The sequence below is a fragment of the Demequina pilifera genome (assembly GCF_048814985.1).
Lineage (GTDB): Bacteria > Actinomycetota > Actinomycetes > Actinomycetales > Demequinaceae > Demequina.
Genome location: NZ_JBMDTW010000002.1, coordinates 424134 through 436851, shown reverse-complemented (window position 1 = coordinate 436851; position 12718 = coordinate 424134). Strand labels below are relative to the sequence as shown.

The following is a 12718-nucleotide window of genomic DNA, read 5'->3' as shown; positions in this document are numbered from 1 at the left end:
GCGGGGCCAGTCGCATGTGAGCGCCGTGTGAGCGCCGGGCTTGCGGTACGCGCGGTGACCCGCAAAGGTGGCGGGCCAGGGCTCACGCTTTCGCACGACTTCCGACCGGATGGAGCGCACGAACATGGCACTTCGGACCTCAGCCGCCGCAATGGTCACGCTGACGGGGGCCGCCCTGTTGCTGACCGCGTGTGGCGCAGGCGACGACGCAGACGACGGCGATGAGGGCGCGTTGCAGATCGAGACCAGCGCCGAGACCGAGACGGATGCCGATCCCGGTACGGCGGGCGCGGACGCCGCCGAGGGGTCGGACTCGACGGGCGAGGGGCTTCCCGACGACAGCACGGTGGTTCTCGCGGGCGCCACTTACGAGTACACGATTCTCTGCACGCTTGGGGGCGACGTGGTCGACCTCGCGATGACCGGCGCGGCCGCCCCGGGCCCCTTCACCGCCGCTTTCGGCGCGGGCGACCCCGTCGACAGCATCTCTCTCGCGATTGATGGAACCACGTGGCGGACAGACTCGAACGGCGACTACGGGGAGCTGCTGAGCCTCGACGTCGATGTCGATGGGGGCGCCGCGAGCGGCTCCGCCGTCTTCGAGGACGATACGGGACAGACCGCGGACGGGACCTTCGACCTCGTCTGCACCGGTCTCTGAGCCGCACGACCCTTCACCCGCCCGCCCTACACCGAGGACGACATGTCGCATCCACCTGACCACATCATCGGCCGCACCTTCAGAGCAGCGGGCGCGGTGGCGTTGGTGCTCGCGTTGGCCGCGTGCGGCACCGATGATTCCGCAGAGGTGGGCGCGGGAGGATCCGAGATCAGCGAGAGCCCCAGCCCCACGGCTGACACCACGTCCACGCCCGCCCCGGAGGAGCCCGCCTCTCCCGAACCCGAACCCACTCCCACCGGCGGCGGGGCCGTCGCGCCGAGCGCGGAGGCCGGCGCGGATTCCGGCTCGGGCCAGGTGAGCTACGTCGAGTTCGGGGACGTGCGCTACGAGGCCGAATCGATGGAGTGCAGCCGCAATGACGGCGGCTTCGAGTTCGGCGGCGACGCGACGGGACCGTATGCGGGCATGGTGACGATCGGCGGGGTGTTCGGCGTGGGTTCGGCGGAGGACCCGCCGGACGTGGCATTCGCGATGTTCGATGCCGGTGACAGCGGCCAGTGGTCCGCGATGAGCGAGGTCGGAGGGTTCAGCATCGGGTCGCTCTCGGGCGTGAGCTACGACGCCGCCGGGGCATCAGGAGAGGGCACGTTCGCCTTCCACATGGGCGGCGACATCGACCCCGCGTCTGAGTCCGGCCGGTTCGAGTTCTTCTGCTGATGCGAGCAGGCGGCGCCGCTCCGACGTCGACCGGCGGATGACCGCTGACACGACCCGAGAAGCCGTGACGGCACCGGCCGTCACTCCATATGAACACGAGAGGAGAGGCGCTGGCACGCGCCGGAGGAGGAGAACAGCATGTCGATGAGGGCAACTGCACGGGGCACGGTGATGGTGGCGGGAGCGGCGCTCGCTCTCGGCGCCTGCGGCGCGGGAGACTCCGAGGACGGAGCAGACGCGTCCGGCGGCGAGGCCTCGGGTCCCGATATCACGGTGGGGGCCGATGAGCTCGACGTCCAGCTCCTATGCTCCCAGAACCCAGACCAACCCGGTGTGCTGATGGTGAGCAGCATCGGCACCGACGTCGACGTTCTCGATGCCACCCTCGGCGGCGACGATGACCACGTGTATGTCGAAGTGGACGACGTGTACTGGGAGGCGAGCGAGAACCTTGGCGAGATCACGTCGCTGGACGTCGACGCCGAGGGGAGCCGTGCCAGCGGGGAGGCCACCTTCGAGAACCAGGACGGCGACACCGAAGAGGGATCCTTCGACCTGTCGTGCTGACGGGTGCGGTGGCCCGCTCACGGGCACCGGGTCGGCGGCGGTGGCGTGGCTGAACTCTCTCGGCCGTGCCACCGCCAGTAGACTTGACCGTCGTGGCTACCGACTTTCCTGCAGAGATCTCAGCACTGCGCACGACCTTCGACCAGATCGAGGCCGTGACCGATCCCGACACCCTGCGCTCTCAACTGGCAGAGCTCGAGGATCAGGCCGCGTCTCCGGACCTGTGGGACGACCAGGACAACGCTCAGGCGGTCACCCAGAAGCTCAGCAACACCAAGTCCGAGCTCGACCGACTGAGCACGTTCCGCCAGCGTATCGACGACCTCGAGGTGCTGGTCGAGATGGCCGTCGAGGGCGACGACGCCGAGACTCTCGCCGAGGCCGATGACGAGTTCCTGAAGCTCCGCGCGGACCTGTCCGCGATGGAGGTCCGCACTCTCATGACCGGCGAGTGGGACGAGCGCAACGCCGTCGTCACGATCCGTTCCGGCGCCGGCGGAGACGACGCTACGGACTTCGCAGAGATGCTGCTGCGCATGTACCTGCGCTGGGCCGAGCGCCACGGCTACGCGACCAAGGTGCTCGACACCTCCTACGCGGAGGGGGCCGGCATCAAGTCGGCGACGTTCGAGATCTCGGCCCCGTACGCCTTCGGGATCATGTCCGTCGAGGCCGGCACGCACCGCCTGGCCCGCATCAGCCCGTTCGGCTCCGCCGACAAGCGCCAGACCAGCTTCGCGGCGGTCGAGGTGATCCCGCTCATCGAGGGCACCGACCACATCGAGGTGCCGGAGACGGACATCAAGGTCGACGTGTTCCGTTCCTCGGGGCCGGGCGGTCAGTCCGTGAACACCACGGACTCGGCGGTGCGCATCACTCACCTTCCGACGGGCCTGGTCGTATCGATGCAGGACGAGAAGAGCCAGATTCAGAACCGTGCCGCCGCGATGCGCGTGCTCCAGTCCCGGCTGCTGCTGCTCAAGAAGCAGGAGGAGGCCGCGCAGAAGAAGGAGCTCGCCGGAGACATCAAGGCGAGCTGGGGCGACCAGATGCGCTCCTACTTCCTGTACGGCCAGCAGCTCGTGAAGGACCTGCGCACGGGCCACGAGGTGGGCAACCCCCAGGTCGTGTTCGACGGCGACATCGACGGGTTCATCGACGCGGGCATCCGCTGGCGCCGCCAGCAGGTCGACGCGGACTGAGGGCCGTCCGCCGGCCCGTCAGCGGCGGGCCCGATGCAGCCGCGGACCTGATCCGGATAGTCGGCTATCGCGGCCTCGACTTCTGCCGAGATGGGTGGGGGATTGCTTGATGCCTTCACCGTCTCTGCAACCTCCCGTCCCTGGTTGATCGATGCCATCCGGGGGTGATCTCCCTGTGCGAGCCCTCGGCTGGACCGGACGGGTGTGATCCATGTCGCATCGACCGCATCGGCGCGCCTACGGTAAGGGGCGTGCGGGGCTTCTTACCCTGCAGGAAGCGCGAGTCCAACCCCTCGCGTCCGGTGGCATGATTCGACTCGATAACGTCAGCAAGGTCTACACGCGTGGAGCGAGGCCTGCCCTCGACAACATCTCCGTGGAGATCGAGCGAGGCGACTTCGTCTTCCTGGTGGGCTCCTCGGGGTCCGGCAAGTCGACCTTCCTCAAGCTCATCCTGCGCGAAGAGCGCTCGACCGCGGGCGACGTGTTCGTCGCGGGGCGCCACCTCAACCGGCTGTCGAGCTGGCGAGTGCCGCACCTGCGCCGCGAGATCGGCGCCGTGTTCCAGGACTTTCGGCTGCTGCCCAACAAGACCGTCTACCAGAACGTGGCGTTCGCGCTGCAGGTGATCGGCAAGTCCAAGCGGGACATCCAGACGAACGTGCCTGAGATGCTCGAGCTGGTGGGGCTCGCGGGCAAGGAGCGGCGCATGCCGCACGAGCTCTCCGGCGGCGAGCAGCAGCGCGTCGCGATCGCGCGCGCCTTCGTCAACCACCCGCCGATCCTGCTGTGCGACGAGCCGACCGGAAACCTCGACCCCGGCACGTCCGTGGGGATCATGCGCCTGCTCGACCGCATCAACCGCACGGGCACCACCGTGCTGATGGCGACGCACGACGACGAGATCGTGGACCAGATGCGCAAGCGCGTGATCGAGCTCAAGGGCGGACGGCTCGTCCGCGACCAGGACCGCGGCGTGTACGGCCTGGAGACGGTGTGAGGCGCGCGGCATGAGAATTCGGTTCATCCTGGGCGAGGTCGCGAGCGGACTGCGCCGCAACTCGACGATGGCGCTGTCCGTCGTGCTCGTCACGTTCGTGTCGCTCACCTTCGTGGGCGCCGCTGCGCTCACCCAGATGCAGGTGCAGCAGCTGCGTGACGCCTGGTACGGCGAGGTCGAGGTGTCGATCTTCCTGTGCCCCGAGAACTCGCTGTACGAGCAGTGCGCCGCCGGGCCCGTGTCGCCCGACCAGGAGGACGACATCCGTTCGGTGCTCGAGGAGGGATCCGTCGCCGACATCGTCGACGAGGTCTACTACGAGACCCGCGAAGAGGTGTTCGAGAACATCGTGGGTGCCGACGAGACCGGCGTCTACTCGCAGCTCGAGCCCGCGGACCTGGGTCCCGTGTTCCGCGTCAAGCTCACCGACCCCGAACAGTTTCAGGTCGTGGCCGATGCCACCGAGGGCCTGCCCGGCGTCGAGGAGGTGAATGATCAGCGCGAGGTGTTCGACGAGCTGTTCCGGTTCCTCAACGCGGCCACGTTCATCGCCGCCGGCCTCGCCGCGGTCATGATGCTCGCCGCGGTGCTGCTCATCACCACGACCATCCGGTTGAGTGCTCTGAGCCGTCGTCGTGAGACTACGATTATGCGCATGGTCGGTTCATCGAAGAGCCTGATACAGATGCCCTTCATGCTCGAGGGCGCTGTTGCGGCGACCCTGGGCGCGTTCATGGCCATCGGGGGTCTGTGGCTCGCTGCGCGCTACTTCATCGAGGACTGGCTGCACGGCTCGATCGCGTGGGTCGACTACGTGGGCCGCGACGATGTGTGGACCGTGGCCCCGTGGCTGCTCGCGATCGCGGTGGGCCTCGCCGCCCTCGCCTCACTTGCCACGCTCGGGAGGTACACGCGCGCATGACCGCCACCCGCCGACTGTCCCTGCTCATCGTCGCGATGCTCGTCGCCGCCATCCTCGGCGGCTACGCCGTGGGCGCCTCGGCGCTCTCGCCGCAGAGCGTGCAGCAGACGTCGCCCGACGACTATCAGGATGAGATCGACGAGACCGAGCGTGAGCGCGAGGCCGCCGAGCGGCGTGCCGAGGAGCTCGCGCACGAGCTCGAGAACACCGATGCGCGGATCGTCGAGGCGGACGCCAAGCTGCGTGCGCTCGAGGAGGAGCTCCCCGTGCTGCAGGCCCAGCTCGAGGAGGCCGAGCGCGAGGTCGACTCGGCCATCATCGAGCAGGGCATCGTGGCGGACAAGCTGACGGCCGCAGAGGCGCAGGACCGCGCCATCAGCGTCCAGATCTCCGAGGACGAGGAGCGCACCGCGAACCTCGAGGCGCTCGTTGCAGCCATCGCCCGCGAGACGTACAAGGGCAACGACGGCTCGGCGGGACTCGCGATCGTGTTCGGCTCGGCCGACACCCAGGACTTCATCGACGAGTACACGGCACAGCAGTCGGCGGCGCGCGTGCAGAGCAACGCGCTGGGCGAGCTCGAGGAGATCGCTGCAGTCAATCGCAACCGGGGCGCCCGTCAAGAGGCGGTGCGCGAGTACATCGTCGAGCTGAAGGCCGAGGCCGATGCGCTGGTGATCGAGCTCCAGGCGGCGCGCGACGTCGCTGAGGAGGCTCGCGACGAGGTGCAGGCGCTGCTCGACGAGCAGCAGGAGCTGCGTGACTACCTCGAGTCCCAGCGCTCCGCGTTCCTCGCGCAGCAGCAGGAGAACGAGGAGCTCCAGCAGCAGCTGCGCAACCAGGTGCAGAACCTGTACTCCAAGAAGCGCGAGGCGGAGGAGCGCGAGGCCGCGAGGCGCGCGGCCGCGGCACGTGCGCGCGACGAGGCGGCGGCCGAGAGCGACAAACTCACCAAGGGGTCTCTCGCCTTCCCGACCAAGGTTCCGTACAAGACGTCGTCCTTCGGAACCCGCATCCACCCGATCTACGGCTACGCGCGCCTGCACGCGGGGACCGACCTGCGCGCCTATTGCGGCACTCCCATCTACGCCTCCGCCGGGGGCACCGTGGAGTGGGCGACGTACAAGGCCGGCTACGGCAACCAGGTGCTGATCGACCACGGGATCATCGGCGGCAAGTCCGTGATCACGAACTACAACCACTTCTCGCGGTTCGCGGTCGGCGGTGGCCAACGGGTGTCGCGCGGGGACCTGATCGGGTACTCCGGCAACACCGGTTCCTCGACGGCCTGTCACCTGCACTTCGAGGTCTACGTGAGCGGCAACGTGGTGGACCCGGAGACCCTGCTCCCGAACTTCCCCTAAGAGCTCCGCCCGCCGCTTGGCATCTATACTCGAACGTCCCCGCATGCGCGCGAACGGAACTCGAGGAGGTGAGTCATGACAGACGAGCAGAAGATCGTCGCGACCAACAGGTCGGCACGTCACGACTACTTCATCGACAAGACCTACGAGGCCGGGATCGTCCTCCAGGGAACCGAGGTCAAGGCGCTGCGTCAGGGCCGTGCCGCGATCGGCGAGGGATACATCTACGTCGACAACAACGAGGCATGGCTCGAGAACATCCACATTCCCGAGTACACGCAGGGCACGTGGACCAACCACGCTCCGCGCCGCCGTCGCAAGCTGCTGCTGCACCACACCGAGCTCGACGAGCTGATGATCAAGACCCGCGAGAAGGGCTTCACGATCGTGCCGCTGCGGCTGTACTTCGTGAAGGGTCGCGCCAAGGTCGAGATCGGCATCGGGCGAGGCAAGAAGCTCTACGACAAGCGCCAGACGCTGCGCCAGAAGCAGGACGACCGTGAGGCACAGCGGGCCATGAGCCTGCGTCGCAACACTTAGGATTCCGGTCGGCGCAGCCGGCGACCCTCGGCACAATGGAGGCATGCCCTCCCTTGCCCTCCGCATCATGTCGCGCCCCGCGACCGCCGCCATCCTGCGCGCCGTGATCGTCGCGTGCGCCAGCGCCCTCGCGCTGGCCGTGTCCGCCCTGCCCGCCGCCGCATCGGCCGGCGACGATGTCGGCCCGGACGGCGACGAGGGGCGCCAAGTGCTCCGGTGGGACGCGACGTACTCGCTCCACGATGACGGCTCGGTGGACGTGCGCACTGAGATCGACTTCGACTTCGGCGACGAGCCGGGCCACGGCGTGGTGTTCACGCTGCCCACCGCGCAGCCGATCGAGGACGGCTACGAGCGGCTGTTCGACGTCACCGGCATCACCGCCGCCAGCCCATCCGGCGCGCCCGACGACCTCGACGTCGACGCGCAGGGCAGCACGTTGGTCGTGCGGATCGGGGACGAGGACGTCGACGACGTCTCGGGAGTCCAGACCTACGCGATCACCTACTCGGTCGCCCACGCGATGAGGGCGACCGCGGCGAGCGAGACGGACGCGGCGGTCGCCGGCGACGAGTTCTACTGGGACGCGATCGGCACCGGGTGGGAGACGCCCATCCGCGAGGCGTCGATCACGGTCGAGGCTCCGGTGGCGGCCACCGAGGTCGCGTGCTTCGCGGGTCCGCAGGGCGGACGCGGCGGCTGTGAGGCAGTGGGGGAGCCCGCCGACTCCGTCACCTTCGCGGCCTCGGGACTCGAGCCCGGAGAGCCCATGACGGTCGCCGCCCTCTACCCGGAGGGGTCCTTCGACACCACGCAGCACACCCGCATCGAGAACGACCTCGTGCGGGCCTTCGCCATCACGCCGGCGACGGTGGGCATCTCGGTCGCGATGCTCACCCTGGGCCTCGGCGCGCTGGCGCTGTACTTCCGTCGCACCGCCGTGGACCGCAGGTACGCGGAGCTCACCCCCGGGCTCGGCCCGGTGTCCGAGGCCGATGCGGCCACGCGTCACGTGACCGGCGGACAGCCGGTCGCGGTGCAGTTCGAGCCGCCCGCGGGCCTCAGGCCGGGACAGCTGGGCACCCTGCTGGACGAGAAGGCCGACGTGCGCGACGTGACGGCGACCATCGTGGACCAGGCCGTGCGGGGCTACCTCCGCATCGACCCCGTGGGCGATGATCAGGACCCCGACGACTACACCCTGGTCAAACTCCGCGAGGGCGACGACGCGATGCCGGCGTACGGTCGCACGCTCTTCGACTCGATCTTCGACGGCCGCGACGAGGTGACGCTCACGGACCTGAAGGCCACGTTCGCGGCGGACCTCGCCAAGGTCCAGAAGGAGCTGTACGCGGACGTCACCGACCGTGGCTGGTTCCACCGGAATCCGCAGTCAGCTCGGGTCGCCTGGGCCACGACCGCACTCGTGGGGCTCGTGGCCGGGGCGATCGGCACGCTGGTGATCGCCGCCAACAGTCGCTGGGCCCTCGTGGGGCTGCCGGTCGTGATCGTGTCGATCGTGGCGCTGGTGCTCACGGGCAAGGCGCCCGCTCGCACGGCGGAGGGCACGCGCATTCTCGCCCAGACCAAGGGCTTCAAGCTCTTCCTCGAGACGGCCGACGCCCACCGGCTGCGCTTCGAGGAGGGGCACGACGTCTTCAGCGCGTATCTGCCGTACGCGATCGCGTTCGGGATCGCCGACAAGTGGTCCGACAAGTTCGCGGCGCTGGCCAAGGAGGGCTACGACGTGCCATCGCCCACGTGGTACGGCGCGCACTACGGCGCGGGGTTTTGGCTCTACCACCAGAGCTTCGGCACCCAGATGCAGGACTTCACGTCGCGCGCGGACTCCGCGATCTCGACGCCGACCGCCGGCTCGAGCACCGGATCCGGGTTCTCCTCCGGCGGCGGCTTCTCGGGCGGCGGGAGCTTCGGAGGCGGCGGCGGGGGCTGGTGAGACCCACGCCGGCCTGAAGGGTCGGGACGGCTATGTGGCGACCGACTCGTCTCGCAGACGGGCCAACGCCGCGAAGCCCGCGGAGTCGACGTTCACCGCGGTGGCGGACACCAGGGCGAGACCCACTCCGGCCTCGCGGTCCATCCCCACCCACGAGGCGAAGCCGCCGGTGCGCCCGTTGTGCCACGTCACCGAGGAGCCGGCCACCGGAGTGGTGAGCCAGGCGGCGCCGATGCGGGACCTGCCTGGCCCGTCGGCCACCGGGTCGAGAGCGGTGATGCCGGGCGCGTGGCCCTCAAGCAGCCCGGTGAGCAGGGCCTCGAGGTCGGCGGCCGTCGCGCGCACTCCGCCTGCGGGCCCGATGGCCTCGCCCGTCCACGGCTCATGCGCCCGCCCGCCCTTCGCGCGGCCCCGCAGCGAGGATGGCGACAGGCGTGCGGCGGACGACGGCACCGTGACACCGGTGAGCCCCAGCGGCTCGGCCATCCGGGTGCGCACCAGGTCCTCGAACGTCATCCCCGCCGTGCGCGCGAGCGCGGCGCCCAGCAGTTCGAAGCCGAGGTTGGAGTACCTGAACGTGGGCCGCCCGAGCCGGACGTCGGCGGCCTCGTCGAGCAGAGCGTCGACGCTGTCGCCGTATGGATTCTCGCCGTGGCGCCACATGTGCCAGGTGCGCCGCATGAGCGTGCGGGGTCCGCCGTACGGCGGCTGCGGCGGCAGGCCCGATGCGTGGGTGGCGACCGCCCCCAGCGTCACCTTGGCGTAGTTGCCCTCGGGGCGCTTCAACGCATCGCCGAGGGTGGTCTCCGGCGTCACCTCTGCGCGGTCCACCGCGTCCCGGTAGAGCAGACCGGTGATGCCCTTGGAGACCGAGCCGATCTCGGCATCCACATCCTCCGGCGCGCCGTACGTGCGGTGCGCACCCTCGCCGGCAGCGACGGCGGCGATGAGGATGCGGTCGTGCCGATCGCTCAGCCGGGAACGGATCGCGTCGATATCGGGTGCCATGCCGTCCACGCTAGGCGGCTCGGCGTGGGGCCGGCATCGGCCGTGAGGACGGTCTGAGGTGACATCTCGTGGGGGACACGATGGTCTGCGTCCCCCACGAGAGCGTCAGCCTGCCGTCAGCGGCCGCCGGAGGTCTCCGGCTCCTGAGTGTGGGCGATCGGGTGCGAGCGCTCGAGCGCCGAACCCTCGACATCCACGTTCGGGAGCAGGCGGTCGAGCCAGCCCGGCAGCCACCAGGCGCGTTCGCCCGCCACGTGGATGAGAGCGGGCACGATGACCATGCGCACCACGAACGCGTCGAGCAGCACACCCATCGCGAGCCCCAGGCCCATGGGCCTGATCATCGAGATGTGGGAGAACACGAAGCCGCCGAACACCGACGCCATGATGATCGCCGCTGCGGTCACCACCGCGCGCCCGTTGTGCATGCCGGCGACGACGGCCTGGCGAGCGTTCGCCCCGTGGACGTACGCCTCGCGCATTCCGGAGGTGATGAACAGCTGGTAGTCCATCGCGAGCCCGAACAGGATTCCCGTGAGCAGGATGGGCAGGAAGCTCAGGACCGGGCCGGGCGAATGCACCCCGAAGATGTCGGCGAGCCAGCCCCACTGGTAGACCGCAGTCACGACGCCGAAGGCCGCGAACAGCGAGAGCACGAACCCGGCCGTCGCGATCAGCGGCACCAGCAGCGAGCGGAACACGACGATCAGGATCACCAGCGACAGGCCCACCACCACCGCGAGGTACAGGGGCAGCGCCTCGTCGAGCTTCTCGGACACGTCGATGTTGCCCGATGCTGACCCGGCCACTCCGATCGCTGTGCCGTTCAGATCTGCTGTGCCGCTCAGGTCGGCGCCCTCCACCTCGACGTCGAGCGGCGACAGCGCACGCAACGCGTTCACCAGCTCTTCGGTGGACTGGCTGGACGGCCCCTCCTGGGGGATCACCTGGAAGGCCAGGAAGTCCCGGTCGTCGGAGACCCCGGCGGGCGCGGCGGCGGCGACGTCGCTCTGCGCCGTGATCGCGTCCTGGATCGCCACCTGCGTCGCGAGCACGCCGTCCTCGGAGACGGCCTCGGGCAGGTCGGCCGTCACGAGCAGGGTGCCGTTGAGCCCCTCGCCGAACCGTTCGTCGATCGTGGTGTACGCCTGGTACTGCGTCGAGTCCTCGGGTTCCTGGGTGCCATCGGGCAGGCCGAGCCGCATGGACGCGGATGGGATGGCGATGACCGCGAGGGCCACGGCCGAGACGGCCAGAGCGGCCACGGCGCGCCCGGTGCGCATGGGCGTCAGCGGCTTCTCTGCCTCTTCGGGGTGGCCGATCCTGTCGCGGGATCGCTTGGAGATGGCCCGCGTGCCGGTGAGGCCCAGCAGGGCGGGCGTGAGCGTGACCGCCACCAGGACGGCGATCGCGACGCAGAAGGCGGCGACGGAACCCATCACGCCCAGGAACGGGATCCCGGTGACGTTGAGGGCGAGCAGGGCGATCAGCACCGTGGAGCCGGCGAACACCACCGCGTTGCCCGACGTGCCGTTGGCCAGGCCGATCGACTCGTAGGTCTCCATGCCGCGCTTGAGCTGCTTGCGATGACGGTTGACGATGAACAGCGAGTAGTCGATTCCCACGGCGAGCGCGAGCATCACGCCCAGCACGGGGGTCACGGAGGACATCTCGGTGACGTCGGAGAAGGACAGCGCGGTCGCGACGCCCACGCCGACGCCGATGATGGACGTGATGATGGGCTGGATGGCGGGCAGCCAGGTGCGCATCATCACCAGCAGCACGATGAGCGCAAGCATCACGCCCACGACCTCGCCGATCCCCAGGATGCCGTCGACGGACGTCGCGATCTCAGCGGAGAAGTACACGTCGACGCCGTCCAGCGGGGCCGATTCGATCGCGTCGATCACGCCCTCCTTGTCCTCCTGCGGGAGGTCGAACCCGCTGGCGCTGAACTGCACCACGCCCAGGGCCGTCGAGCCGTCCTCCGACACCGTGCGAATCCCGGAGGCGTCCTCCGCGAGCTGTCGACCCAGGTCGACCTGCGTCGCCTGCACCTCCAGCTCCGACAGGCCCGCGTCGAGTTCGGACTGCTGTGCGGCGATCTCCTCGAGCCCGGCGTCGATCTGCGCCTGCTGCTCGTCGAGGGCGGCCTGCTGGGCATCCAGCTCTGCCTGCTGCGCCTCGAACTGCTGCTGCTGAGACTCGTACACGCCCGCGTCCTGGGCCTGCTGGATGGCGGCGTCGAGCTGTGCCTGACCCTCGTCGAGCTGTGCCTGGCCCTCGTCCAACTGGGCCTGGCCGGCCTCGAGCTCGGCCAGCCCCGCGTCGATCTGCGCCTGGCCGGCCTCGATCTCGGCGCGGGCGGTCTCGATCTGCTCGGCTCCCGCCTCGAGCTGGGCGACCTGCGCGTCGAGCTCGGCGGCCGTCGTGAACGGGTCGACCACCCCGGACACGGTGTCGACGTCGGTGGCCGACTCCAGCGCCGCGCTGACCTGTCCCTGCTGGTCCGCCGTCAGCTCCGAGCCGTCCTCGGACTCGAAGACCACGCGGGCGGAGGCGCCGTCGAGTCCCGAGATCTCCTCGGACAGCTGGTCGGAGACGCGCTGGGTCTCGGTGCCCGGGATGGTGAAGCTGTCGGTCAGCGTGCCGCCGAAGGCGAAGAACCCGCCGACGGCCGCGGCGAGCGCCACGAGCCACGCGATGATGGCGACGAACGGCCTCGCGGCGGAGCCACGACCGATGCGGAACAGAAGGTTGGCCACGTCAGAGCCTTTCTCAGGTGAGGGGACGAGTGAGCGGCGACGATGCCTGCGAAA

The 12718-nt window shown here is 69.4% G+C and carries 11 protein-coding genes; 9 read left to right on the top strand and 2 right to left on the bottom strand.

Annotated elements, in window-relative coordinates:
• Positions 1–124: 124 nt before the first annotated feature.
• From ACNI14_RS04810 to ACNI14_RS04770, 9 genes are all read left to right on the top strand, one after another.
• Entirely contained in the window at positions 125–661 is a 537-nt protein-coding gene (locus ACNI14_RS04810; protein WP_420518806.1) for a hypothetical protein, read from the top strand.
• Between the two features lie 42 nt (positions 662–703).
• Positions 704–1339 carry a hypothetical protein gene (locus ACNI14_RS04805; protein ID WP_420518804.1) on the top strand — a complete coding sequence of 212 codons (636 nt, stop codon included), beginning with the start codon at positions 704–706 and terminating at the stop codon, positions 1337–1339.
• A 138-nt stretch (positions 1340–1477) separates the two neighbouring features.
• Entirely contained in the window at positions 1478–1906 is a 429-nt protein-coding gene (locus tag ACNI14_RS04800) for a hypothetical protein (protein ID WP_420518803.1), read from the top strand.
• A 92-nt stretch (positions 1907–1998) separates the two neighbouring features.
• Positions 1999–3108: a peptide chain release factor 2 gene (gene prfB, locus ACNI14_RS04795; RefSeq protein WP_420518802.1), complete on the top strand. Its 1110-nt coding sequence runs from the start codon at positions 1999–2001 to the stop codon at positions 3106–3108.
• A gap of 307 nt (positions 3109–3415) precedes the next feature.
• Positions 3416–4108, top strand: a complete 693-nt coding sequence (gene ftsE / locus ACNI14_RS04790) for a cell division ATP-binding protein FtsE (RefSeq protein ID WP_420518801.1) — start codon at positions 3416–3418, stop codon at positions 4106–4108.
• Positions 4109–4118: 10 nt separating this feature from the next.
• Positions 4119–5030: a permease-like cell division protein FtsX gene (gene ftsX / locus ACNI14_RS04785; protein WP_420518800.1), complete on the top strand. Its 912-nt coding sequence runs from the start codon at positions 4119–4121 to the stop codon at positions 5028–5030.
• The gene (locus ACNI14_RS04780; protein WP_420518798.1) at positions 5027–6394 is read left to right on the top strand and encodes a M23 family metallopeptidase; all 1368 of its coding nucleotides are present in this window, start codon (positions 5027–5029) and stop codon (positions 6392–6394) included. Before ftsX ends, ACNI14_RS04780 begins: the two co-directional genes overlap by 4 nt.
• A 75-nt stretch (positions 6395–6469) precedes the next feature.
• Positions 6470–6934: an SsrA-binding protein SmpB gene (smpB, locus tag ACNI14_RS04775; RefSeq protein WP_420518796.1), complete on the top strand. Its 465-nt coding sequence runs from the start codon at positions 6470–6472 to the stop codon at positions 6932–6934.
• Between the two features lie 43 nt (positions 6935–6977).
• Positions 6978–8891: a DUF2207 domain-containing protein gene (locus ACNI14_RS04770; RefSeq protein WP_420518794.1), complete on the top strand. Its 1914-nt coding sequence runs from the start codon at positions 6978–6980 to the stop codon at positions 8889–8891.
• A 30-nt stretch (positions 8892–8921) separates the two neighbouring features.
• On the opposite strand, the gene ACNI14_RS04765 is transcribed toward ACNI14_RS04770, so the two are convergent.
• Both ACNI14_RS04765 and ACNI14_RS04760 read right to left on the bottom strand, forming a co-directional pair.
• The gene (locus tag ACNI14_RS04765) at positions 8922–9899 is read right to left on the bottom strand and encodes a serine hydrolase domain-containing protein (RefSeq protein ID WP_420518793.1); all 978 of its coding nucleotides are present in this window, start codon (positions 9897–9899) and stop codon (positions 8922–8924) included.
• Between the two features lie 116 nt (positions 9900–10015).
• Positions 10016–12664, bottom strand: coding sequence for an MMPL family transporter (locus tag ACNI14_RS04760; RefSeq protein WP_420518791.1), 2649 nt, complete (start codon positions 12662–12664; stop codon positions 10016–10018).
• Positions 12665–12718: the final 54 nt, after the last annotated feature.

Excerpts from the sequence above, each read along its gene's own strand:
- ACNI14_RS04810 (WP_420518806.1), top strand. The coding sequence starts at position 125 with ATGGCACTTCGGACCTCAGCCGCCGCAATGGTCACGCTGACGGGGGCC.
- ACNI14_RS04805 (WP_420518804.1), top strand. The coding sequence starts at position 704 with ATGTCGCATCCACCTGACCACATCATCGGCCGCACCTTCAGAGCAGCG.
- ACNI14_RS04800 (WP_420518803.1), top strand. The coding sequence starts at position 1,478 with ATGTCGATGAGGGCAACTGCACGGGGCACGGTGATGGTGGCGGGAGCG.
- ftsE (WP_420518801.1), top strand. The coding sequence starts at position 3,416 with ATGATTCGACTCGATAACGTCAGCAAGGTCTACACGCGTGGAGCGAGG.
- ftsX (WP_420518800.1), top strand. The coding sequence starts at position 4,119 with ATGAGAATTCGGTTCATCCTGGGCGAGGTCGCGAGCGGACTGCGCCGC.
- ACNI14_RS04780 (WP_420518798.1), top strand. The coding sequence starts at position 5,027 with ATGACCGCCACCCGCCGACTGTCCCTGCTCATCGTCGCGATGCTCGTC.
- smpB (WP_420518796.1), top strand. The coding sequence starts at position 6,470 with ATGACAGACGAGCAGAAGATCGTCGCGACCAACAGGTCGGCACGTCAC.
- ACNI14_RS04770 (WP_420518794.1), top strand. The coding sequence starts at position 6,978 with ATGCCCTCCCTTGCCCTCCGCATCATGTCGCGCCCCGCGACCGCCGCC.
- ACNI14_RS04765 (WP_420518793.1), bottom strand. The coding sequence starts at position 9,899 with ATGGCACCCGATATCGACGCGATCCGTTCCCGGCTGAGCGATCGGCAC.